Below are 23052 nucleotides of genomic sequence, written 5' to 3' on the forward strand. Positions count from 1 at the left end.
GTTTGTGCTGGATGCATTAGAGCAGGCGTTGTGGGCGCGACAGCCAGAGCGTGAGGCGCTGATTCATCACAGCGACCGCGGGTCGCAATATGTGTCGATTCGCTACACCGAACGATTGGCTGAAGCAGGGATCGAGCCCTCCGTGGGTACGACGGGTGATAGTTACGACAATGCGCTAGCCGAAACGATTAACGGGCTCTACAAAGCGGAAGTAATTCATCGTTTAGGTCCGTGGAAAAGCCTAGAATCTGTGGAGCTAGCGACATTGGAATGGGTTTCGTGGTTCAATCACCATCGTTTGCTTGGGTCGATTGGCCATATCCCACCTGCGGAAGCAGAAGCAAACTATTATCGCAACCAAAGCGAGCAGGCCATGTTGATCTGACTCAAACCAAATAGCCTCCGCGAAACCCGGTGCGATTCAGCCTGAATTTGAAGCGCGCTGGGATGAAGAATATTTGCCGATCAGCCAATCCTGGCGGCGCAATTGGGCGCAGCTGATTCCCTTCTTTGACTTCCCGCCGGAAATTCGCAAGGTGATTTACACGACCAACGCGATTGAGTCGATGAACATGAGCCTGCGCAAGCTGACGAAAAACCGAGGCTCATTCCCGAGCGACGAAGCGTTGCTGAAATTGTTCTACCTAGCGCTGCGTAATATCAGCCAGAAATGGACGATGCCACTGCGGGATTGGAAAGCGGCGCTAACCCGGTTTACTATCCAGTTTGAGGAACGACTTCCTCAGTAATCAACGAGGCCGATTTACACAAAATTCTGCACACCCTTTCCTTTCTTACCGCTCTGCTCCCACCTGCTACCGCTCAGCCCAAATTTTGTAAGCTGAGGCTTTTTTTCTGCAATAATCCGAGCGACATTAACCCTTACGAATCAGCATGCTTGCTTCTCAACGTGGTTTAACCCTCATCGAGATGATGATTACGGTCGTCATCTTAGGGATCGTGCTAGCGATTGCAGTGCCAAACTTGATGTCGTTTGTTAATACAACACGCGTGAAGTCAGTGACCGAAAATATGGCGCAAGATCTAATCATGGCTAGGTCCGAAGCTATTCGGAACAATAGCCCCATCTACCTGAACGTCCAAAGCAGTTGTTATGGAATGAGCGCACGTGGGGCGCACTGCAATTGCACGGTCACAGATATCAGCAGCAGTGCTTATTGCGAAGTCAAGCAGGTTTCTACCTCCGCAGTGAGCCTTAGCCCGACTTCAGGGCAATTTGACCGGCTGATTTTTGATGCGATAAGAGGCTTACCCGTATCTAATACTTTTGGCACTTTAGCAAGTACTCAAAATATCGCTATTGCCAATAGCACACACCTAGCGCAGATCAAACTAACAATTATTGGTGGGGTATGTATCAGCTCGCCAAGTGGTACAAAGAAAATAGGCGGATACCCCAATGCCTGCTAGACATCCTTCAAAGCAAAGCGGCTTTACGCTGGTTGAAATTTTAGTTGCACTAGCGCTTGGGCTTCTTGTGGTAGGTGCCGCTTTTGGATATTTCTTGAGCACTTTGCAGACCAGCAAATCGCTGCTGTCCCAAAGCAAATTGCAGCAGGATATTCGCAGCACCACCACGCTGATGCAGCGCGATATTCGCCGTGCGGGCTATCGGCCAGAAAGCAGTACGGCGGCTACAAAAACAACCGTTGGTACAGTATGGGTAGGCAAAACCGTTTCCAGCCTTGCTAAGGATAACTGCATAATTTACCGCTACGTAGATGAACGCGCCAATTTACGTAACAGCGGGTTTCTATTGCATACCGATGGCAAAATTTACATGAAAACCGCAGGCACAGATAACACGTGCAGCCTGTCTAGCGATTGGAGTGAAGTAACATCAGCCCGCAATGTGGAAATCACGAGCTTTCAAATTGATTATTTTGGGAATGGTAATCGGCCGCGGGTTCTTATTAGCCTCGAGTCTCGTCTGAGCAATGATATAACGGTTAAATTGCCGATTAATTTACAGATTGTTTTACCCAACGCGCCCAATTCGGGCTCAGTGACGTCTGGAACATAAGCATGCGAAGTCTTAACAGCCCCAACAACCAACGTGGTGTTGCTACTTTATTGGTATCAGTCATCATTTTGCTAGTGCTTGCCATTATGACGCTGTATACCAATCGCTCGGTGATTATTGAGCAGCGTAGCGCCACCAATGAGTTCAAGCAGGCTCAAGCCCTCGAAGCAGCGCAATCGGGCCTAGCGACCTTTATGGGTCAACTCGCTGGCAGCGACGCCGACAGCAATTGGAATAAATACTTCAGCCAAAGTGGATCAACGATCACTCTCAAATCAGCTTATGCCAACACGCTGAACAGCCAAGGCTATTTAAATACGACAGATGGTCAATACAGCCATAACTTCAGCACGGGCAAGCCAGCGATGACTGTCGCACTAGCCAAACCGAAAGATAATGCAGGCAATACCCTGAATAACATCAGCCAAGGCTATAAGGTTTTTATTGCCTCCACTGGCACGCCCAATCAATTCACTTTGATTTCACAAGGCTGCTCAGATAGCACCAACTGCAATGAGGCTTATGCAGAAGCCTTTGTGGCAACCGATTTCACACTGGGTGCATCGGCCATTTGCCCACTGGATATCAATGGCAGTCTCACAGTAGTGAGTGGCGGCAGCGTTCACGGCCTGGTCGACAGTATGCCTGGCTTTGATTGCGGCATTTCAGTAGGGTCAGCCAGCGGCTCTCTCGGCGATGTGATTGGTTGTGAAAGTGGTAGCTGTAATGCTGGCGATGCGGGCAACTACAATCCGCCCTATCAAGTTACGGGTTCCACTGGTAAAGATGCCCATTTCCAAAAATACTGGGGCACCACACAAGCAACCAAACAAGCGCAAATGCTGGCTGCTAGTACTGCCAGCACAAAAACCGCCTGCTACATTACTGGCAATGCCACACAAGCAAATTTAAAAACTTGCACCGATGCGGGATTGAGTCAAATTTATATTACTGGTGATTTAAACATTACAGCCGCGACCCCTTGGGCTGGATACTCCTTCCCGAAGGGATTAGAGCTCATCGTTGGTGGCGACTTAAATCTAGTAGGTGCCTCATTCTCAATGTACGGCATACTTTACGTCGTGGGCAACACTGGCAGCTCATTGGATGGAGCATTCCATGCCATTGGCAACGCTGCGTTTGCGGGTAATGTTACAGCCAATCTCTCATTTAATGTGACGGCCGACACTCGATATACGAAAGTACCCGCTGGCAGTAGCGGGGTTAAATCCAATTTAACACTCGGTTCATGGAGAGATTTCTGATGCAACGGAATATGGGCTTTAGCTTACTTGAAGTGCTTATTTCGGTGGCCATACTCTCGATTGGCGTTTTGGCATTGGCTGGATTTAATGGCAATCTGTATAAAAGCGTGCGCTACAGTAATGACCGCGCCAAGGCCATGGCCAGCGCACAGCAACTCATCGATAATTACCGCGCACTTGATTTTGCCCAAGTGATCAGCGGCGCAGATACCACGCCTGGGGGATGCAACCAGCCAAGTCCGCATCGAATTTGGACCGTAGCCAATGTGGCAGGCACGACCAATATCAAAGATATGTCGGTGTATGTCTGCTGGACAGACGTTACTGGCGTTAAGCAGGAAATGTCATTTAGCACTCAAATTGGTGTGGTCGCTGTCGCGGCGACCGCCACGTCCGTCCCAACCATGCCCCCCAGTTCCAACACCCCAGCGCCCTGCACGGCCAGTACTTATGTGGATGGCAGCAGCTATGCCACAGGCGGCTTTGTTAGAAATCTGGGCCGAAAATACAAATGTACTGTTGGTGGCTGGTGCACTACCGGAGGCCCCTATGCACCCGGCACAGGTTGGGCTTGGCAAAATGCCTGGTCGGATGAAGGGCTCTGTGAATAACAGAAACTTCATTACGGTGACTGGATAGTGGGGTAAAATACTGGCACAAAAACAAGGGGGCTCATTGAGCCCTCTTCTTTCTTTTTCAGATGTCTAAATTGGGAATTACCATGCGCTTTTACTTCCCCCTCGTCATCATTGACGAAGACTTCCGCTCGGAAAACACCAGCGGTTCCGGTATCCGTGAATTGGCGGCGGCCATTGAGGCCGAGGGTACGGATGTGGTGGGTTATACCAGCTATGGTGATCTGACTTCGTTCGCGCAGCAGCAAAGCCGTGCTTGCGGTTTTATCCTGTCGATTGACGATGAAGAGTTTGGTGGCGGCTCGGCTGAAGAAACGCAAAATGCGCTCGAGCACCTGCGCACTTTCGTCGCAGAAATTCGCCGCCGCAACCCGGATATTCCGATCTATCTGTATGGTGAAACCCGCACCGCGCGTCATATACCCAATGACGTATTGCGTGAGCTGCACGGCTTTATTCACATGCACGAAGATACCCCTGAATTCGTTGCGCGCCACATTATTCGCGAAGCCAAATCCTACCTCGACAGCCTTGCGCCACCGTTCTTCCGCGCGCTGACTAATTACGCGCAAGACGGCTCTTACTCATGGCATTGTCCGGGGCACTCGGGTGGCGTGGCGTTTCTGAAATCGCCAGTTGGCCAGATGTTCCACCAATTCTTTGGCGAAAACATGCTGCGTGCCGACGTGTGTAACGCGGTGGAAGAACTCGGCCAATTGCTCGATCACACCGGCCCCGTTGCCGCGTCCGAGCGCAACGCGGCGCGTATTTTTAATGCCGACCATTTGTATTTCGTGACCAATGGCACTTCTACATCAAACAAGATCGTGTGGAACTCAACCGTTGCGCCGGGCGACATCGTCGTCGTTGACCGTAACTGCCACAAATCGATTCTGCACGCGATCATGATGACTGGTGCGGTGCCGATTTTCCTGATGCCAACACGCAATCACTACGGCATTATCGGACCGATTCCGCGCAGCGAATTCGAGCCAGAATCAATTCGTCAAAAAATGCTGGCCAACCCATTCTGCCGTGAGAAATTGGCTGAAAACCCAGACATCAAACCACGCGTACTGACGATTACGCAGTCGACTTACGATGGCGTGTTGTACAACGTCGAAGAAATCAAAGGACTCTTGGATGGCGTGATTGAAACGCTGCACTTTGACGAAGCCTGGTTGCCGCACGCAGCTTTCCACGACTTCTACGGCGATTACCACGCAATTGGCGAAGACCGCCCACGTTGTAAAGATTCGATGATTTTCTCGACGCAATCGACGCATAAATTGCTGGCGGGGATTTCGCAGGCCTCGCAAATCTTGGTGCAAGACGCGACCGACAATAAACTCGACCGCGATATATTCAATGAAGCCTATCTGATGCACACCTCAACCAGCCCACAGTACGCGATTATCGCGTCGTGTGACGTGGCTGCGGCGATGATGGAAGCGCCGGGTGGCACTGCACTGGTGGAAGAATCACTCGCCGAAGCGCTGGAATTCCGCCGCGCAATGCGCAAAGTGGACGAAGAATACGGCAGCGACTGGTGGTTTAAAGTATGGGGACCAGATGATCTGACCGACGAAGGACTGGATCACCGCGATGCGTGGATGCTCAAAGCGGGTGAAAACTGGCACGGCTTTGGCGATATTGCCGAAGGCTTCAATCTGCTTGACCCGATCAAGGCGACAATTTTAACGCCGGGTCTGAATGTGGATGGCGACTTTACCGATCAGGGTATTCCGGCGGCGATTGTGGCGAAGTATCTGGCTGAACATGGCGTGGTGATTGAGAAAACCGGCCTATACTCCTTCTTCATTATGTTTACCATCGGTATTACCAAAGGCCGCTGGAACACCATGGTGACGGCGCTGCAGCAGTTTAAAGATGATTACGATAAAAATGCGCCGCTATGGCGTGTATTGCCGGAATTCATCGTGCAATTCCCGCAATATGAGCGCATCGGCTTGCGCGATTTGTGCCAGCAAATTCACGGCATTTACCGCGAAAACAATGTGGCCAAACTGACGACCGAAATGTATTTATCGGGCATCGTTCCGGCGATGAAGCCGTCAAAAGCGTTTGCAAAGATGGCGCATAAGGAAATCGAACGCGTAGCGCTCGACGAGCTCGAAGGCCGCATTACCGCCGTGATGTTGACCCCTTACCCACCAGGCATTCCGCTCTTGGTGCCGGGCGAAGTGTTCAACAAAACCATCGTTGATTACCTGAAATTTGTCCGCGCGTTTAACGGCAAATTCCCGGGCTTCGAGACGTACACGCACGGTCTGGTGGCCGAGAAAACCGATAGCGGCACGCACTACTTTGTCGACTGCGTCCGCGTTTAAAGCCGGATAAACCAGCACACAAGCCGCTACCTTCACAAGCTGGGTGGCGAGCTGGTTGATGAGCTAAATAGCATCCTAAATAAAAGCCCCGTCTGCATCGCAGCGGGGCTTTCTTCTTGTGGGCGCGGGGATACGCTGCGTTTATGGCTCGTTGATGCCATAGGATTGCAGTATTTTCTTTAGCTCGCCGGTTTTTTTCAGTCTTTGCACACCTTCGTTCAGTATTCTGGCCAGTTGCGGCGCATCACTGCGGGCGGGGGAAAAAGCCAAATACAGCTGATCGGCCATCTGGCTGCACCCGGCATTGCGCAGCAATGCGTTGCTGGCAAACTGCTGGTATTGCGCCACCAGCTCGTACTCGACGACGGCATCAATCCGCTTGGCCTGCAGCTTGGCCAGCCCACGCTTGAAACCATTCAACCCGCTCACCTGATCGACCTTCGCGTGGCGCAATACCCCATCAATTTCCGTGCCGTAGCTATAGCCGCGAATGGTGCCCACGCGCTGATTTTTTAGTGATGCGGCCCCAGCGTAATGCCAGCGGCTATCGGCACGGGTATAAAAACACACGCGAGATTGCGCCTGCGCTTGCTCGGGAAACGCCCAGTGCTGGCGTTTGGGCAGTTTTAGCACGCCAATAAAGCCTGCTGCATCGCCACTATTGGTCATGGCCTCGGCGCGGGCAAAAGGGACGATCTGGTAATCAATGCGATAACCAGCCGGCTCCAATACCGCTTTGGCAATCTCGACCACATAAACGGGGCGTGGATCACTCGCCGCGCACGCCACCGGGCACCAAGGGTCGCTGACCAGCACCAGCGGCTGCTCCGCCCAAGTGGCAGCAGGCAATAAAACAGCCAGAACAATCGCTATTCGCATCAAGGCAGATCACTCGGGGTGGAAAGGTAAAGTGCTTCAAATATAGCCTGTTCCACCATGAAATCTGCTTCAGATGGCCAGGCTAAGGTGGTTATCCCATTTTCTATGGGTATATCCCGCTAGCTCAGCGATAGATTGATCTTGCTGGCTATACCTATAGAGACTACCCGCTTCACTGCTCAGCCAGACCGAGGCACCATCGCTCACAATTCCGGCTGGTCTGGGCACAGGCAGACTCTCGAGTGCGCTGCCGTCGCTGCGCCAGCGCGCCAGCTGATTACCACGCATTGCACTGATCAGAAACTCATTGCCATGCGCGGCAATGCTGGCGGCGTAGCCCATCAGGCTGGTTTTTTGCCCGGCCAGCTGCAGTGCGTCAGCGCCGGGGCGCAAGATGGCCAGCAGCGGTGCGTCACGGTGTTGCGCCGCGCTCAGATATTCGGCCTGAATGGCAATGCCCAACGTGCCATCCGCGGCCAGCGCCAGATGGCGCAAGCTCAGCGCCTTGTCGGCTAGGCTGTATTGCGCCAGTAACTGCCCGCTGGGCCATTCAATCAGGCTAAGGTTGGGCGCCATGCTGCTGCGATTCAGCTTGGTGCGCCCGCTTTCGGGCAAGGTGAGGATGCCCCCATTGGCCACGGCCAGTATCTTGCCAGGGCTCAACCATAGCAGCTCATGCGGGCCAATACCATACGAGGGTATTTCGGATAATTTACGCAGGCTCTGAGCATCATAAACGCCAACCAGCCCTGCCCCGCTGTCGTCATCATTCTCGGTCAGCAGCAGCGTATCGCCATCCGCGCCACGCAGCGCGTGGCCAAAAAAGTGCCGATCCGGCGCAGCGTCAACCAGCTGCAGCAATTGCTGATCCCACCAGCTGATTTTGGCCAGCCAGCTCCCCAAACGGCGGCTAACCACCAGCGCTTCGCCATCGGGCAGCGGCACAATCGCATGGCCGCGCCCCGGCAGGGCGATGCTCGCTCGCTGCTGCGGCAGCACCAGCCCTTGTCCGTCATCGCCCCAATAGGCGCTTAGCAAACGGGGGCTCACAGCAAGATCCGCTTTGCTGGCGTGGGCGAACCCGGCAAGCGGCAAGGCCAGCACGCTCAGCTGCAGAAAATGTCGCCGATTCATACTGTGCCCCGCTTTCGCGGCATGTGCGCACCATCAAGCACAATTAATCACCACCATTAATCACCGTCACCTTCGGTAAAGCCCAGCGTTAAATCCAGCTTTTCGGCCACTTCGTCCTGCAGGCGTTTTTTAATTTGCCCGATGGATTTATTACACGCCAGACGCGAGCTGGCGCTGGCTTTCTCCAGCGGCTCGGCCAGCTGGCTGCATAGCTGACGTGCCTGCTGCAAATCACTCTGCAGGGCGGTGGCTAGACGGCCTTCGCCATGGCGCTGCAGATCATCGGCAATGCCCGCACTGGCAGTGGCCACACCCTGCAATTGCGCCAACATTTGCACTTTGGCACTGCCACTGCGCCACTCGGGCAACTGACTTGCTTCAATGCTGCTGCCCGTGGGCACGCGCTTGCCCAGACTGGTCAGGCTGGCGAGCATCAAATTCACGTGTTCGGAAAACATGTTTTGCCGGAAGAAGGGATTGTCGGCGGCCAGCTGGCTGCGATACAGCTGCCAGCCCTCGTCCAGCGCATGCGTTTCGCGGGCAATATCGGCGCTGATACGCTGCAGATAATTGCACGCTGGCGCAGCTTTCAGCGCTGCCAGCACCACCTTGGGCGCTGCACGCTCATCACCCCACAGCAAATATTCAACAGCGGCCAGCCCTTGGGCGGCCACATTGCCCTCACCGCCCGCGATGGCGCTATTGAGTTCGGGCAGGCGTAGCGGACGAAAATCAATCTTGCGCCCCAAACGAGCCAGCACCATGGGGCCTGCGGGCGCACCATCGAGCGCGCGCCAGGCGGTGCTAGTCGCCAACCAAGCTTGCCGGGCGCTCGCGAGCGCAGCGGCATCTGGCTGGGCGCACAGCGCAGCGCTGCTGGCAGCCAGTTGATCGGCAGCGCGCGTTAAGGCCTGATGTCGCGGGAAATAGCCGCTATCGAGCCAGCCCTGCGCCCAGCGCGGATCAGGCTCGCTCGCAGCGGCCAGATCGTCACTCTGCTTCTCACTCGCCACAGAAGATTCCGCTATCGCAAAGCCCTGCACCCCCAGGGCGGTCAGCAAAATCAATAAGTAACTGGCCGAAAGTTTTCGCACAAGGCAGTGAAGCCGAAAGCAAGACAATTCGTACAGCAAGGCGAACCAAGGCAGTGCGGGGAGTTTTGCCTGATTACTTACATAAAATGACATCAGTACATCCTTTTAAAGCGTTAAGTACTCAATCCAGAGTTTTCATGTATCGTGACTTCGCCTTGCCTGAAAACGGTGGCCATCTACTTACAGCGAACTGAGGAAAGTCAGTAGATTTTCCCGATCTTTCGCGCTCAGTTTCAGCACGTAATCTTTGCTGGCCTTGGCCTCGCCGTCGTGCCAGAGCACGGCTTCGAGCATATTGCGCGCGCGGCCATCGTGCAGCAGGCGGGTATGGCCATTCACCGTTTTAATCAGCCCCAGCCCCCAGAGCGGCGGCGTTTTCCACTGGCGGCCATTGGCGCGCCCGTCCGGACGCCCATCGGCCAAGCCTTCGCCCATATCGTGCAGCAGCAAATCGGTGTACGGAAAAATAGTCTGCCCGGCCAGCTGCGGAATGGCTTTGAATTCGGCAGTTTGATAGCTGGGCGTATGGCAGCTCACGCAGTTGGCCTCGCTGAAAATCTGCTTGCCCCGCAAAACCGCCGCGCTATCCGGCGCACGGCGGCTGGGCACGGCCAGCGTTTGCGAGTACAGAATCACCTGATTAAGCGTTTTATCGTCGATTTCCGGCTGGCGCACGGCGCCACCGCTGGGCGCACGGCGGCAATCTTTTTGCGCGGGCATGCAGTCTTCCCGTGGATTAATCCGCGAAGTAATCCCGATGTCGCCATGAAAAGCGCCTGCCGTCTGGTGCGCAATCGAGGCCACATTGGCTTTCCAGCCAAAGCGGCCAAGCATTTTTTGTTTGGCAAAATCATCAAACACATAATTGGGCTGCCCGGCGATGCCCTTGCCCTCGGCACGCTGACGTGCGGCGTTGGCCAGAATGTCAGCCTCAGGTATTGCTTCCAACAGCCCGAGCCCTATCATCTGCGGGGCAATACGGGGGGAGAGCATAATGTCTTTATGCAGAGGGCCATATGCCAGCTGCGCAATGCTGTACGTGGGCTTGAGCAATTCATACGGCGTGCCGTCGGCAAACTGCCCGCGCACCGGCTCATAGCGGATATGCACTTTACCTTCCGGCTTAACGCCAGGAATCGCGCGGTTATTCAGCTGCCCGCCATAGACCGGATCAGGCTTCGGATACGGTTGACCCGGAATCGACAGCCGAATCAGCAGCGCCATCGGCTGCTCGGCCGGATTGCGCAGATCGGTTTGCAGGCCACGGCTAAAATCAGGCGGCGCACCACGGCCATCAAGCGCGTGACAGGCCCCGCAAGATTGAGCGACAAAATGCGGCCCCAGCCCATCGCGTGCCGTCGTGGACGACGGCGCTTCAACCCAGGCTTTTTTGAAAAACGAGTTGCCAACGACAAAATCGGTTTTTTGCCGATCCGACAAACCCGGGTACGGCAGTGAAAAGGCATTTTTGCCATGATCATCAATCGTCCCCACTTCACCGCCGGGCGCTTCCTCGGCCGGATCGTACAGCGCCAGCAAAGCCGCGCCCTCGAAAGCGAGCACCGAGCCCGCCAGCAGGCTGGCAATCAGGCCGAATGTCTTATTCATCTTCATATCCTTGAACGTCAAAACCCCAGTCCTGCTGAACTGGGGTTTTCTGCGGTGAGTAGGCTCAATTAAACGCTGGTATTCAGGCGTTTGATCCCCAGTGCTTTGGCGGCTTCAACCAGATTTTTGGTCTGGTTTTTCAGCGCGTCGACCACGGCTAGTACGCGTTTGCGGCCCGGTGCGTCTTTTTTGCCAATGATTTCGCGGTCAAACGGAGCCACAATTGCTTCGGCGTTTTTGACGCTCGTTGCCATATCACTGCTGACCGCATCGGCAACTGCCGCACTTTTCTGCGCAACCAGCTGCTTGAGGCTGGCTCCGGCAACCACTTCGCCGCTGCGGCGCACAAAGCGGCCTTCCCAGACATTCTGGATGCCTTTGGCATTGCTGACGATATCGCGGTGCGTGTTATCCGAGAAGCATGAATGCTCGTCTTCCTGATTTTGCGTATCCAACGCCACTTCAATGCGCTCGCCCGCCAGCTCACCACGGCTCAGCGTGCCCAGGCTGGTGAAGATTTTCTTGATGCTGTCATTGCCGCCCTGCTCGAACTGGGCGCGGAAATTCTGCTGATTGGGCTGCCATTCTTTTTCTACGCTGGCCAAGTCATCCACCAGCATTTGCGTAACTAATTTCAGGTATTCACCACGGCGTTTGGCGTTCGGTGCGGTGGTGTAATCGGTAAATGGGCGCTGACCGGCGCTATCGCGGCTTAAATCCTGGCCCCAGAGCAAAAACTCGATGGCGTGCCAGCCGGTGGCGATGTTCTCTTCGCCGCCGCGCTCATTCAGGCTGCGCAATTTGGCCTCGGTGATCGCGGCCTTGCTATTGATAATGCCGGCTTTGGGTTTGCCTTTAACGCCATCGATATAGGCTTCATCCAGCGGCCAGGCGTTGATAAAGCCTTCAGGCCCGGTTTCCGAATCAATCGGCCCGCCGTAAAAACGGAATGCTTCGCTCTGACCATACCACTCACGTGCTTCCAGCCACGCCGCTTGCGCCGCTTTCAGCGTTTGGGGCGATGGCGCAGCCAGAAAGGCGTTGATTTTGCCCTGCATATCGCGCGCACTGCTCAGGCTATCCTGATAGCTTGCAGATACCAGCACAGAGTATTGCTTCACAACCTGCTGCTGATCTACATCAGTGGCAGATACACCGGTGGAATATACAGCTACGCCGAGCAGCAAGGCCATCGCGATTTTTTTCATTTTCTACAGCTCCAATCAAAACATGCAGTGGGAGTTAAATAGGCGGCACAACTGACGACCCGCAATGACCGGAACGATAACACAAACAAGAGTCGTTCTCAATTAATAGCAAAACCAAAATTGTTCTGTGTTCTTTCCAGCCAGTAAGCAGGCAATGAAGCGGGCAGAGCCAAAGCGTGACATAATTGTTTCACTTGTGTGAATTTTTACACAGCCGCGCTGACCAAGCGCTGTTACCGATCAAAACTCGCGATAGTGAAACCATGAATCACCAGCAAATTAACAAAATCCACAACGCGGCCAATTCCGGACGCATTGAACTGTTCCGGCTGGGCATTGCCCTGCTGTTTATTGTCGGCATCGTGCTCTATACCGCAGCTCGTGGCACCACACCCAGCCTGATGCTGATTGTGGCCTCGGTGATTGGTGCCTATATGGCGATGAATATTGGCGCCAACGATGTCGCCAATAATGTCGGCCCGGCCGTGGGCTCCAAAGCGCTGACGATGGGCGGCGCGCTGCTAATTGCCGCCATTTTTGAGGCATCAGGGGCCATTATTGCGGGTGGCGATGTGGTATCGACCATTCGCAGCGGCATCATTGATCCGGCATTGATTCCGGATAAGCAAACCTTTATCTGGATTATGCTGGCCGCGCTGCTGGCGGGTGCCTTGTGGCTGAATGTAGCCACCGCAATCGGCGCGCCAGTATCAACCACGCATTCCATCGTGGGTGCAGTGCTGGGCGCGGGTGTGGCTGCGGGTGGCATGGGCATTGCCGACTGGGCGCAAGTGGGCACCATTGCCGCCAGCTGGGTGATCTCGCCCTTGCTCGGCGGCATTTTTGCCGCGCTGTTTCTGTACCTGATCAAACGCACGATTACTTATCAGGAAAACATGATCGCCGCTGCTGCACGCATGGTGCCGCTGCTGGTGGGACTAATGGCGTGGACTTTCACCACCTATCTGATGCTCAAAGGGCTCAATAAAATCTGGAAAGTGGATTTTGCCGTCGCCGTGGGCATCGGCTTTGCCGTCGGCGCGCTGGTATGCGCGGTACTGATGCCGATGATTAAGGCGCGCATTAGCGAGGTCCAAAACACCAAGCAAAGCGTCAACAACTTCTTTACCATTCCGCTCATTTTTGCCGCCGCCCTGCTGAGCTTTGCCCACGGTGCCAATGACGTAGCCAATGCCATCGGCCCGCTGGCAGCCATTAATGACGCGCTGATGAGCAGCGATGGCAGCCTGCACGACAAAGCCAGTATTCCGCTGTGGATTATGGTGATTGGCGCGATCGGCATTTCGCTGGGTTTGGCGCTGTACGGCCCGAAAGTGATCCGCACCGTCGGCTCGGAAATTACCGAGCTCGATCAGATGCGCGCATTCTGCATTGCACTGGCCGCAACCATTACCGTGATTGTGGCCAGCCAGATGGGGCTGCCGGTGAGCTCGACGCATATTGCCGTGGGTGGCGTATTTGGCGTTGGCTTTTTGCGCGAATACCTGAAAGCCAATCACGCCCGCACCATCGATGAAATCAAGGCGCACCACCCCGAGGATGATCAGGCGGCGATTGACGCGTTTATGCTGCGCTTTAACAAGGCCGGTGTGAATGAAAAAGCCGTGCTACTGGCCGAGCTGAAAACCAAGGCCAAACAGCAGCTTGACCCGGCCCATTTTTCAAAAATGGAACGCAAAGGCCTGAAAAAAGTGTACCGCCAGGAGCTGGTAAAACGCTCGCAAATCATGAAAATTGCCGCGGCCTGGGTTGTCACCGTGCCCATCTCCGCCCTGCTCGCCGCCATGCTGTACTTCATGCTGCGCGGCATGCTGCTAGCCAGCTAGGAGCTGGCTGTTTTAATCACTGCGATGTCCTGCCGGGGATAGCTTGCTCGACAGATGCAAGCTACCCCCGCAGCTTGAATCTTGATCACGCGCTTGGTGTATTTGCAGCAACGGCGGGATAAACACTGGAGGGCCGGGGTAGGTGAAATCAGCGCCCCGGCCTCTATCCACAGCGGCCTGTATCCACGGCGGCCGCAATCGCAACTTGGCAGAAATTGAGAAATTGCTTAGCCGTTTTTCTCGATCGCATCAGCAGAAACATGTTCGGCGGCCAGAATCTTGTCGATGCGGTGTCCATCCATGTCCACCACTTCCAGCGACCAGTTTTCCCAGTAAGTCACATCACCTGTGCGCGGCATACGGCCGAGCAGCAGCATGACCATGCCACTCAGGGTGTGATAGCTGTTTTTGTCTTCGTCCGGCATGGTGGTGAACGCGAGCCTGTCTTTCAGCTCGGGCACTGGAATCAGGCCATCGAGCAGCCACGAGCCATCGGCGCGCTGCACGGCCCAGGCGTCTTCCATATTTTGCGGGGTGAATTCGCCGGTGAGCACTTCCAGCACATCCTGCAATGTCACCAGACCCTGTACTTCGCCGTATTCGTCGACCAGAAAAACCATCTCGACGCCCGATGAGCGCATTTGCTCAAGCAGCTCCAGGCCGGTGAGTGTCTCGGGTACAAAGACGCAGGGCTGTAGCTGGGCGATAAAGTCGACGGGCTCGCTTTTCAGGACTTTTTTCAGGATTTCCTTGGTGCTGATCACGCCCAGCAGGTTTTCCAGCCCGTCACGGCAAACTGGAAAGCGCGAATAATCGGCCTGGGCGATGCGCGCCAGATTGTCCTGCAGCGGTTCGGCCAGATCGAGGTAGACCATATCGCCGCGCGGAATCATCAGCGAGGTCACCATCCTATCGTCCAGCCGCAAGACATTGCGCACCATGGTGTGTTCGTGCTCTTCAATCAGGCCCGCTTCGGAGCCCTCGGCCAGCATGGCGTCGATTTCGTCTTGCGTCACACTCTGCATGGCATTCTGGTTCGCGCCCAGCAGACGCAAAATGGTACTGGTTGACATGCTCAGCAGGCGCACAAAGGGGCGCGTAATCAGCGCCAGCATTTGCAGCGGACGCGATACCAGCGTGGCAATCAGCTCGGGGCTGATCTGCCCCAGGCGCTTGGGCACCAGCTCGCCGAGCACAATCGAGAAGTAGGTCACCGACACCACCACGCAGACCGTTGCGCTGGTATCGCTGAGGTTTTCCGGCAGGCCAAAGGTCATCAGCCAGTCGGCAAACGGCGCGGCCAGTACCGATTCGCCGACAATACCGCTTAGAACACCAATGGAAGTAATCCCGATTTGCACGGTGGACATGAACTTGGTCGGATCAGCGCCTAGCTCTAAGGCCACTCTGGCTCCGGTATTACCCGCTTCGGCCATTTTGCTCAAACGTGCTTTTCGCGCAGTTACCAGCGCAATCTCGGACATGGCAAAGACGCCATTGAGCAGAATCAGCCCGAGCAATATAAAGATTTCCATTGATTTGATTGGGTAATGAAGAAGTAGCAGATATTGTGCCACAGTCAGCAAAATCAAGCGGTAGACAATTGCGGGATGCCAATGCGGCGGCGAGTGCAGAAGAATGACGGGCTATTTGGTAGGTATATCGCTACAATCAAGCACTGATAAGCACTACAGGGCAATACCCTAATGCAAACTTAACTGGGCAACCCATTTTTTGCGCAATTGCCCGATATAGCCAGTCTCACGCAGCAATTTATAGCCCTGATTGAATTTATCTAGCGCCCACTGCCCTTGTGGGTGGCTGGTGCTAAAGCCGATGTAAACCAGCGTGGGCGTACTGGGAAAAGCCAGCTCGACCTGATCGGCCACGCCGGCGCTTTCGGCCCAATAGCGCGATCCTTGCAAATCGTTGCCAATCACCAGCGCGGCATCAAGCTTGCCCTGCGCCAGCCGTTTCAGGCTGACCTGCTCGCTGCGGCCGGGGAAAAACACCGCGCCGCGCAATCGGGCCTGCAGTGCCGAATCGGCGTATTCATAATCCTTGACCGTGCCGATGCGCAGCGGTTTGCCCAGCTCGGATTCTTTTCTGGCCGCCAGCGGTCTGGCTTTATGCTGAAAGTAAACGCCATGGGCTTTGTATAAAGGCTCGTCGGCCAATTTTACCCGCCCCTCCAGCGCCTTTTCCCAGGCCATATTGAAACACGCCGCCACACTGCCATCGAGCACCATGGCTTTGCAACGGGAATAAGGCACCACGCCAAGTTTGACGTCAATGCCCACCGCCGCGTAGGCCGCAACGACCAGCTCGTTGGCGTAGCCGCTGCCATCAGCACGAGAAAACGGCTCGGCCGCGTCTTCAACCAGAATTTCCAGTGGCTCAGCAATCCCCTGTGCCATTGCCTGCGCCATTGTCAGTGGCAGCAGCAAACCCAGCAAGGGGCGGCAAGGCAAGCGAGTGGCAACGGGCATGGGTTAGCTCGGGATAAAAACCACTTTTATAGCGGAATAAAACCCACACAGTGATTAGGGTTTACCCGTAGAAGATTTTAAAAACACGCTTTAAATCAAGACAGAACAAGGTCACAGCGCCAATACCACCGGCATATTCCCTGGGCAGCCAGCGCTTAAATTTCACCCCATTTACGCAACAGATTGTGATAAACCCCGGTCAGCTGCACTGCAGTGGGCGTGTCGCCAAGCTCGGCGCGAATCTGGCGGATGCTGGTATCCAGATCAAATAGCAAGCCGCGCTCGCCCACATCCTTGACCATGCTCTGCAACCACATAAACGAGGCTAGCCGAGTGCCACGCGTAATTGGCTCGACACGGTGCAGGCTGCTGGATGGATACAGAATCAGATCGCCAGCGGCCAATTTCACTTCATGCAGACCAAACGTATCTTCAATCACCAGCTCGCCACCGTCGTACTCGGCAGGGTCGGAGAAAAACAGCGTGGCCGATAAGTCCGAGCGCACCCATTCGCCGGTATCGGTAATGCGCCGCATGGCGTTATCCACATGATTGCCAAAAGTCATGCCTTCGCTATAGCGATTAAACAGCGGCGGAAAAATACGCTTGGGTAGCGCGGCGGAAAAAAACAAATCGTTTTTTTCTAGCGCCGCCAGGATCACTTTGCGGACTGCCACGGCTTGTTCATCATCATTGGGCAGCTGCTGATTGTGTTTTACTTTGGCCGACTGGCTACCTGCCGTAATCCGGCCATCGAGCCACTGCGCCTGATTGAGGCGCTGGCGACAGTCTACAACCTCAGCCGGGCTCAGTACCTGCGGAATATGCAATAACATGATTTCAAGTCTCCGTATGGTATTTTCATCATGAATCGAAGACTCGCTTCAATCCATCATGAAAACAAACAGGGGATGATGGCATCCCCTGTTGCTAATTGGCCATACCCATGAGGGCATAGCCATGAACATCAATCAAGATATAAACTTAGAAGCTATACCCTACGGTCACACGAGCAGAACGGCTCATACCTGGTACTGCGAAGCCACCGTACAGGCCTTCGTAGTGCTTGGTATCAAACAGATTGAAAACATTCAGCTGTACGTTCAGGTCACGGTGCTTCCACTCGGCCATGGCATCCCAGCGCACAAAGGCAGGGATATTGGTCACATTGGCCAAATTGGTATAACGTTTACCCATGGCGTTAAAGCCAGCACCTACTTTCCAGTTACCGTCGATCTGGTACGTAGTCCAAAAGTTGGCGGTGTGGCTGGGTACGTTATCCGGGCGTTTACCCAGGTTGGCTTGTTGCGATGCCAATGGGCCAACTTTGTCGATTTTCGCTTCCATGTAGGCGATACCGGCAAAGACTTGCCATTTGTCCGTGATACGGCCCGCACCTTCGAGCTCAATCCCGTCGGTATGGCGCTGGCCTGACAGTACGGCCGGTTTAATCACGCCCACTTCGATATCAGTTTGACGCTCATTGGTTTTAATCGTGCGGAACAAGGCCGTACGCAAGGCCAAGTCGCCGCCCAGCAGAGTCCATTTTGCACCCACTTCGTAGTTGGCGTTTTTCTCAGGCTGCGTCATTGAGCCACGCAGATCGGTCGAATACGCTTCGGCCGATGGGTTGAACGATGTACCGTATGAGGCGTAGTAAGACTGCTGTGCATCAGGCTGGTAGATCAAACCGGTACGCCAGCTCCACACATTATCAGTACGGCTCACGTCAGGCTGGTTTGGCTGCGTCGCGGTCAGGCTCTTGCGCTTGGTTTCAGCTTTAAAGTTGTCGTAACGTGCGCCCAGCAACACTTTCCACTGGGTATTGAGTGAAATCATGTCCTGGAAATACACCGCAGCGGTATTGGCCGTTGATGTATCAGCCTGGGTTCTCACTGGCTCATCACACTTAGGGCGACCGTTGGTTACCGGGTTGCCCACGGTGGTGGTTGGCGCAGTGCAGCTGGTGGCAGCACCAGTGTTGCGTTGAACGCGGCTGAAGCTCACTAGCTCTTCGCGGGTCAGCTCCACACCGGCCAGCACTTCATGGCGAATGGTGCCGGTATCAAATCCCCAAACCAGATCGGTTACATTAGAGAGAATTTCCTGCTCGCGTTCACGCAATTTGCGGCTACGCCCGATCACTGTGCTGTCGCTCAAAGCTTCATTGCGATTGGCAAAACGCAGGCTAGGTGCACTAGCACGCAAATCCAGATCGTACTGGCCGAAGCGGGTGCTGTTTTTCAGCTGCATATTGGGAGCGATCTGATGCTGGATTACGGCGCCCAGTACGTCGGTTTTAGTTTTTTCAGAGTCAAAATCTTTCTGACCGTAGAAGGTATCAACCCGATCAATCGGCGTATTTGTGCCATGCACCGATGCGCTCTTGTTGTAGTAGGGTACGCCATAATCAGGCACATTGTCTTCTCGGTAGTGCAAGGCATTCAAGGTAATTTCGGTTTGCTCGCCAATACCGAATTTCACGCTCGGTGCTACGCCATAACGGTTCATTTCCGCGCCTTCACGGAAGCTACCAGCTTTTTGCCCCATCACCACCACGCGCGCTGCAGCGGTTTCGCCGATTGAGCGGTTAACATCCACTTCACCACGGTAGAAAGCATCAGTACCGATGGTACCGGTCAGTTGCGTCAGATCGCCACGGAAAGCCTGTTTGCTGACCTGATTAACAATACCGCCCGTTGAACCACGGCCATAAATCATCGATGCCGGGCCGCGCAATACTTCAACTGAATCGGTCTGGAAAGTGTCGCGATTGTATTGCGCCGAGTCACGGAAGTTATCCACGTACAGGTCATTGGAAGCAGCAAAACCGCGAATGCGGATACCGTCACCACTGCTACCACCTTCGGCAGCGTTGAATGTCACGCCAACGGCATTGCGCAGCGCTTCTTTCACGCTATTGGCATCCTGATCATGCATCAATTGCTGCGTGATGCTGGTGATCGATTGCGGTACATCACGGGTATCTTGCTTGGTGCGGCCTACAGAAACGGTTGGCGCCACATACGTATCGGCAGTACCGTTTTTATTTTCTACGGGCGCAGCCACTTCAACTGGTGCCAGCACCGCGTCGGCGGCATGTGCACCACCGGCTACCACGCCAAATAGCGCGGCTGCAGCCGGGTATTTCGCCAAGTGGCGAACACCGGTTTTCTTTTTATGTATCTCTCTCATGGTTTTCTCTAGTGTGTTGACAAAAATTAATCGACAAAAAATGGGCAAAAAAAGGGCGGGATCAACCCGCCGAGTGCTTGTTAATCAGATCAAAACCATATTCAGGGCGTGCAGCCAGAACGGCAGCGGGCAGCAGGTCTGCAACCAGTTCGGCCAAAAAATGTATTCAATATTTCGCTAACCTTCATCACATCCCTGCGGAGCTAGACTCCCGATTTAACAAGCTCACGGCCATAATCCCGCCGTTCAAGCGTGCTCTTTATTTGGCCGCGTTCTCGCCGCTGGTCATCAGACCAATGCGGGTCAAGCCAGCGCGCTGCGCTGCGGCCATGGTTTGTGCGATCCGTTCGTACTGCACGGTTTTATCAGCGTACAAATGCACTTCGGTTAGCGGATCGGCGGCAAATGCAGCGGCAAAACGCGCATCCAGGCTTTCAGGCTGCACTGGGGTTTGATCATCGAGCAGGCCACCTTCGGCTTGCAGCGTCAGCTTGATCGGCTGCTTGGTTTGCTCAACCACCGTGGTACTGGCCTTGGGCAATTCAACCCGGACGGCATGCGTCATCACCGGCGCAGTCACGATAAACACCACCAGCAGCACTAGCATCACATCGACCAGCGGCGTGGTATTGATCTCGGCCATGGGGGCGGCATCATCAGAAGAAAAACTACCGAACGCCATGGCCACCCTCCGTCAGCAACTGGGCATGCAGATCATGCGTAAAACCATCAAGTTCCTGCGCAAAACGGCGGTTAGTGCGGATAAAGGCGTTGTACGCAATCACTGCCGGAATCGCCACAGCCAGACCCGCCGCTGTAGCCACCAGCGCTTCACCAATCGGCGCAGCCACTGTGCTCAGCGAGGCGCTACCGGTGGTGGCAATCCCCACCAGCGCGTGATAAATACCCCATACCGTACCAAACAAGCCAATAAATGGCGCAACCGAACCGGTGGTCGCCAGCCAGGTCAGGCCGCGCTCCATCTTGGCGGTTTCCTGGCTAAGCTTGGTGCGCAGATTGCGCACCAGATAATCGTCCAGCGACACCGCCTTGCCCAGACCGCCACCTTCATGCGCACGGTAGTGACGCAGGCTTTCGGCACCGGCACGCGCCAGCTTGGCTGCAGGCGCCTGATGTTTGGCGGCCAGATTCAGCGCTTCCTGCCAGTCGCTCGCTTCCCAGAACGAGCTCATAAAGCCCTGCTGATGGCGCTTCATCACCCACAACAAACGCGAGCGAGCAATAATCACCACCCAGCTCACCACCGACATCAGCACCAGCAAAGCAAAGACCGATTGCAAAATCGGATCACCCGAATGCAAAACCAACGATAAATCCATCACTAACCTCAAGTATTCGGTTTCAAAAATTTGATCGGCACAATGACAGTACCGGCTACTGCAACATCACCGCGTTTGGCGGGGACAAAGCGCCAACGCTGTACAGTTCTTTCTGCACTGGCATCGAGCCGCACATACCCGCTGCTTTTGCTGATCTCCACTTGCTCGGTCAAACCGGCAGCATTGACCCGCACGCGCAACAACACCGTGCCGTATTCGCCCAGCGCAGCGGACGCTGGCGGATAAGGCGGCTTGGGGTTGCTTAAATAATTGGCATGAAAACTCGGCTCGCTCACCACCGGCTCGGCCTGTCGGCTCTGCCCTTCCTGACCGCCACTGGATGGCGCAGCCGCGGACTCATTGGCCGTTTTGCCGCTGCGATCCGCTACTTCTTCGGTTTGCGTGGTTTTGGCTGCGGCCACTTCCATCGTTGCGCTGCGCTCCGGCGTTGCCGCTTGCTGAACGCGCGGTGTAGGTGCCTTGCGCTCCTGCACTTTCTGGCGAACGTTCTGGCGTACTTCCTTGATCTTTTCCTTGACCTTGGGCCGCGCTTTTTGTGGTTCGAGCTTGGGTTCAGGGGCGATTTCGCCCATGGCCAGCGGCACGGCCTGCATAAAGATCGGCTCTTGCGGCGCTTGCGGGCGCTGCGCTTGTGTGAGCAGATAAAAAGCGGCGGCATGCGCCAGCACAACCCCGGCTACAGTTATTTTGCTATCGAGAATCATTCCCATATGTTACTGGCAACCATTCTCATTTGCAACGGATTTCTGTTAAAAATTCACAGCGCAAGTAGTTAATTGTAACTGCAGAAATAAAAATGAAAGGATAGAGAAATAAATAGGTATCGCTGGCTAAATTAGTACCAATAAGGTTGGGCGGGCAATACCCACCCCGTGTATCTGCCAGCTATTTACAGCGCCATGATCCGCAGCGCCCGACTCAAACCCGCGCCAACAGAGCGCCACGCGCAGCCTCAACCAGACGGCGTGAAAGCCGCTCCAGACGCGGCGATTGCACCTTCCAGTGGTGCCAGTACAGCGTGACATCGGTGGGCTGCTGCGGAGCCAGATCAATTAGCTCACCGCGTGCAATCAGCGGATCGGCCTGCAGATGCGGCACCATCCCGCAGCCCAGCCCCAGCAGGATCGATTGCAGATACGGCTCGCTGGCCGGAACATGATGTTCGGGATAAGCCCCGACCCGCAAGCCAAATTGCTGCTCCAGAAAGCCCGCCTGCAAGGCATCCTTGCGGTTAAACACCATCACCGGCGCCTGTCGGGCCGCATCGCGCGTATAACCCCGGGCAAACCAGCGCGCATGAAAAGCCGGCGAGGCCAGCATGCGGTAACGCAAAATGCCCAGCTCATGCACCACGCAGCCTTGCATGGCATGCGGCTCGGCCGAGACACAGGCCAGTGCCTGCCCTTCCTGCATCAGCGCATAGGTGTGATCCTGATCGTCCACCGTCAGGCTGATCAGCACATTTTCGGCAATCAGAAAATCGCTCAAGGCCGGTAGCAGCCAAGTACTGAGCGTGTCGGCATTCACCGCCAGCGGCACCGTCAGCGGTGCGGCCGCTTCGCCGGAAAAGCTGGCCAGAAAATCCTGCTCCAGTAATCTGGCGCGGCGCAAATACTGCAAGAGCTGCTGTCCCGCCATGGTGGCGCGACAAGGCCGCGAGCGTACCAGCAGCGGCACACCCAGCTGCACTTCCAGCTGGCGAACCCGCTGCGACACCGCCGAAGCGGTCAGATGCAGCGCGCTGGCCGCCTGCTCGAAGCTACCGCTATCAATCACCGCCAGCAAGGCTTCGGCGTGTTTGTGGTCAAACTGCATGGCCTACCCGATATTAAGAATTTTTTAATCTAGTAAAGATAATTTAAATATTCTTTATCTGGCAAGCCACAGTTAGCACAATAGCTCCAAGCTTTGCAGCGCCAACCCCGCTCAGCAAAGCCCTTTC

The 23052-nt window shown here is 55.0% G+C and carries 20 protein-coding genes and 1 pseudogene; 8 read left to right on the top strand and 13 right to left on the bottom strand.

The features are described 5' to 3' along the window. The 7 genes and pseudogenes from FLS37_RS10425 to FLS37_RS10455 all read left to right on the top strand — a co-directional run. Positions 1 to 385, top strand: a 385-nt coding sequence (locus tag FLS37_RS10425) for an integrase core domain-containing protein (protein ID WP_157669870.1), incomplete at its 5' end; no start/stop codon positions are given. A 43-nt stretch (positions 386 to 428) separates the two neighbouring features. Further along, positions 429 to 749, top strand: a pseudogene (locus tag FLS37_RS10430) (transposase); the annotation flags it as partial. A gap of 145 nt (positions 750 to 894) precedes the next feature. After that, on the top strand, positions 895 to 1431 hold the full coding sequence (locus FLS37_RS10435; RefSeq protein ID WP_157669952.1) for a Tfp pilus assembly protein FimT/FimU: 537 nt from the start codon (positions 895 to 897) through the stop codon (positions 1429 to 1431). Then, positions 1421 to 2044, top strand: a complete 624-nt coding sequence (locus tag FLS37_RS10440; protein WP_157669871.1) for a PilW family protein — start codon at positions 1421 to 1423, stop codon at positions 2042 to 2044. Before FLS37_RS10435 ends, FLS37_RS10440 begins: the two co-directional genes overlap by 11 nt. 2 nt (positions 2045 to 2046) lie before the next feature. Further along, a complete protein-coding gene (locus FLS37_RS10445) occupies positions 2047 to 3309 on the top strand; it encodes a PilX N-terminal domain-containing pilus assembly protein (protein WP_157669872.1) in 1263 nt (420 codons plus the stop codon). Next, positions 3309 to 3920 (top strand): prepilin-type N-terminal cleavage/methylation domain-containing protein, encoded by a 612-nt coding sequence (locus tag FLS37_RS10450; RefSeq protein ID WP_198314581.1) that lies wholly within the window; start codon positions 3309 to 3311, stop codon positions 3918 to 3920. Before FLS37_RS10445 ends, FLS37_RS10450 begins: the two co-directional genes overlap by 1 nt. 110 nt (positions 3921 to 4030) lie before the next feature. Beyond that, positions 4031 to 6295, top strand: coding sequence for an arginine/lysine/ornithine decarboxylase (locus FLS37_RS10455; RefSeq protein WP_157669874.1), 2265 nt, complete (start codon positions 4031 to 4033; stop codon positions 6293 to 6295). A 141-nt stretch (positions 6296 to 6436) separates the two neighbouring features. Here the strand turns inward: FLS37_RS10455 and FLS37_RS10460 are convergent, their stop codons facing one another. From FLS37_RS10460 to FLS37_RS10480, 5 genes are all read right to left on the bottom strand, one after another. Further along, a complete protein-coding gene (locus FLS37_RS10460; protein ID WP_157669875.1) occupies positions 6437 to 7174 on the bottom strand; it encodes an ABC transporter substrate-binding protein in 738 nt (245 codons plus the stop codon). A gap of 69 nt (positions 7175 to 7243) precedes the next feature. Continuing rightward, on the bottom strand, positions 7244 to 8308 hold the full coding sequence (locus FLS37_RS10465; RefSeq protein WP_157669876.1) for a DUF1513 domain-containing protein: 1065 nt from the start codon (positions 8306 to 8308) through the stop codon (positions 7244 to 7246). 56 nt (positions 8309 to 8364) lie between these two features. Beyond that, a complete protein-coding gene (locus FLS37_RS10470) occupies positions 8365 to 9495 on the bottom strand; it encodes an imelysin family protein (RefSeq protein ID WP_157669877.1) in 1131 nt (376 codons plus the stop codon). Between the two features lie 87 nt (positions 9496 to 9582). After that, a complete protein-coding gene (locus FLS37_RS10475) occupies positions 9583 to 11010 on the bottom strand; it encodes a di-heme oxidoredictase family protein (RefSeq protein ID WP_157669878.1) in 1428 nt (475 codons plus the stop codon). 68 nt (positions 11011 to 11078) lie between these two features. Next, complete coding sequence (locus FLS37_RS10480; RefSeq protein ID WP_157669879.1) at positions 11079 to 12218, bottom strand: imelysin family protein; 1140 nt, start codon at positions 12216 to 12218, stop codon at positions 11079 to 11081. Positions 12219 to 12481: 263 nt separating this feature from the next. Here FLS37_RS10480 and FLS37_RS10485 point away from each other — a divergent pair, with 263 nt between their 5' ends. Further along, complete coding sequence (locus FLS37_RS10485) at positions 12482 to 14065, top strand: inorganic phosphate transporter (RefSeq protein ID WP_157669880.1); 1584 nt, start codon at positions 12482 to 12484, stop codon at positions 14063 to 14065. 227 nt (positions 14066 to 14292) lie between these two features. On the opposite strand, the gene FLS37_RS10490 is transcribed toward FLS37_RS10485, so the two are convergent. The 8 genes from FLS37_RS10490 to FLS37_RS10525 all read right to left on the bottom strand — a co-directional run bounded on the left by FLS37_RS10490 (position 14293) and on the right by FLS37_RS10525 (position 22925). Next, positions 14293 to 15600, bottom strand: a complete 1308-nt coding sequence (locus tag FLS37_RS10490) for a hemolysin family protein (RefSeq protein ID WP_157669881.1) — start codon at positions 15598 to 15600, stop codon at positions 14293 to 14295. Positions 15601 to 15768: 168 nt separating this feature from the next. Further along, the gene (locus FLS37_RS10495) at positions 15769 to 16554 is read right to left on the bottom strand and encodes an ABC transporter substrate-binding protein (RefSeq protein ID WP_157669882.1); all 786 of its coding nucleotides are present in this window, start codon (positions 16552 to 16554) and stop codon (positions 15769 to 15771) included. Positions 16555 to 16709: 155 nt separating this feature from the next. Then, positions 16710 to 17390 (bottom strand): Fe2+-dependent dioxygenase, encoded by a 681-nt coding sequence (locus FLS37_RS10500; RefSeq protein WP_157669883.1) that lies wholly within the window; start codon positions 17388 to 17390, stop codon positions 16710 to 16712. A 148-nt stretch (positions 17391 to 17538) separates the two neighbouring features. Continuing rightward, positions 17539 to 19749 carry a TonB-dependent siderophore receptor gene (locus tag FLS37_RS10505; protein ID WP_157669884.1) on the bottom strand — a complete coding sequence of 737 codons (2211 nt, stop codon included), beginning with the start codon at positions 19747 to 19749 and terminating at the stop codon, positions 17539 to 17541. A 259-nt stretch (positions 19750 to 20008) separates the two neighbouring features. Then, the gene (locus FLS37_RS10510; protein ID WP_157669885.1) at positions 20009 to 20431 is read right to left on the bottom strand and encodes a biopolymer transporter ExbD; all 423 of its coding nucleotides are present in this window, start codon (positions 20429 to 20431) and stop codon (positions 20009 to 20011) included. Further along, positions 20418 to 21089: a MotA/TolQ/ExbB proton channel family protein gene (locus FLS37_RS10515; RefSeq protein ID WP_157669886.1), complete on the bottom strand. Its 672-nt coding sequence runs from the start codon at positions 21087 to 21089 to the stop codon at positions 20418 to 20420. Before FLS37_RS10515 ends, FLS37_RS10510 begins: the two co-directional genes overlap by 14 nt. Before the next feature lie 8 nt (positions 21090 to 21097). Next, positions 21098 to 21820, bottom strand: a complete 723-nt coding sequence (locus tag FLS37_RS10520; RefSeq protein ID WP_157669887.1) for an energy transducer TonB — start codon at positions 21818 to 21820, stop codon at positions 21098 to 21100. A 208-nt stretch (positions 21821 to 22028) separates the two neighbouring features. Beyond that, a complete protein-coding gene (locus tag FLS37_RS10525; protein ID WP_157669888.1) occupies positions 22029 to 22925 on the bottom strand; it encodes a LysR family transcriptional regulator ArgP in 897 nt (298 codons plus the stop codon). Positions 22926 to 23052: the final 127 nt, after the last annotated feature.

Source organism: Chitinibacter sp. GC72 (assembly GCF_009760905.1).
Lineage (GTDB): Bacteria > Pseudomonadota > Gammaproteobacteria > Burkholderiales > Chitinibacteraceae > Chitinibacter.

What these genes read in the sequence shown, in the direction of transcription:
- FLS37_RS10435 (WP_157669952.1), top strand. Translation starts at nt 895, where the DNA reads ATGCTTGCTTCTCAACGTGGTTTAACCCTCATCGAGATGATGATTACG.
- FLS37_RS10440 (WP_157669871.1), top strand. Translation starts at nt 1,421, where the DNA reads ATGCCTGCTAGACATCCTTCAAAGCAAAGCGGCTTTACGCTGGTTGAA.
- FLS37_RS10445 (WP_157669872.1), top strand. Translation starts at nt 2,047, where the DNA reads ATGCGAAGTCTTAACAGCCCCAACAACCAACGTGGTGTTGCTACTTTA.
- FLS37_RS10450 (WP_198314581.1), top strand. Translation starts at nt 3,309, where the DNA reads ATGCAACGGAATATGGGCTTTAGCTTACTTGAAGTGCTTATTTCGGTG.
- FLS37_RS10455 (WP_157669874.1), top strand. Translation starts at nt 4,031, where the DNA reads ATGCGCTTTTACTTCCCCCTCGTCATCATTGACGAAGACTTCCGCTCG.
- FLS37_RS10460 (WP_157669875.1), bottom strand. Translation starts at nt 7,174, where the DNA reads ATGCGAATAGCGATTGTTCTGGCTGTTTTATTGCCTGCTGCCACTTGG.
- FLS37_RS10465 (WP_157669876.1), bottom strand. Translation starts at nt 8,308, where the DNA reads ATGAATCGGCGACATTTTCTGCAGCTGAGCGTGCTGGCCTTGCCGCTT.
- FLS37_RS10470 (WP_157669877.1), bottom strand. Translation starts at nt 9,495, where the DNA reads ATGTCATTTTATGTAAGTAATCAGGCAAAACTCCCCGCACTGCCTTGG.
- FLS37_RS10475 (WP_157669878.1), bottom strand. Translation starts at nt 11,010, where the DNA reads ATGAATAAGACATTCGGCCTGATTGCCAGCCTGCTGGCGGGCTCGGTG.
- FLS37_RS10480 (WP_157669879.1), bottom strand. Translation starts at nt 12,218, where the DNA reads ATGAAAAAAATCGCGATGGCCTTGCTGCTCGGCGTAGCTGTATATTCC.
- FLS37_RS10485 (WP_157669880.1), top strand. Translation starts at nt 12,482, where the DNA reads ATGAATCACCAGCAAATTAACAAAATCCACAACGCGGCCAATTCCGGA.
- FLS37_RS10490 (WP_157669881.1), bottom strand. Translation starts at nt 15,600, where the DNA reads ATGGAAATCTTTATATTGCTCGGGCTGATTCTGCTCAATGGCGTCTTT.
- FLS37_RS10495 (WP_157669882.1), bottom strand. Translation starts at nt 16,554, where the DNA reads ATGCCCGTTGCCACTCGCTTGCCTTGCCGCCCCTTGCTGGGTTTGCTG.
- FLS37_RS10500 (WP_157669883.1), bottom strand. Translation starts at nt 17,390, where the DNA reads ATGTTATTGCATATTCCGCAGGTACTGAGCCCGGCTGAGGTTGTAGAC.
- FLS37_RS10505 (WP_157669884.1), bottom strand. Translation starts at nt 19,749, where the DNA reads ATGAGAGAGATACATAAAAAGAAAACCGGTGTTCGCCACTTGGCGAAA.
- FLS37_RS10510 (WP_157669885.1), bottom strand. Translation starts at nt 20,431, where the DNA reads ATGGCGTTCGGTAGTTTTTCTTCTGATGATGCCGCCCCCATGGCCGAG.
- FLS37_RS10515 (WP_157669886.1), bottom strand. Translation starts at nt 21,089, where the DNA reads ATGGATTTATCGTTGGTTTTGCATTCGGGTGATCCGATTTTGCAATCG.
- FLS37_RS10520 (WP_157669887.1), bottom strand. Translation starts at nt 21,820, where the DNA reads ATGGGAATGATTCTCGATAGCAAAATAACTGTAGCCGGGGTTGTGCTG.
- FLS37_RS10525 (WP_157669888.1), bottom strand. Translation starts at nt 22,925, where the DNA reads ATGCAGTTTGACCACAAACACGCCGAAGCCTTGCTGGCGGTGATTGAT.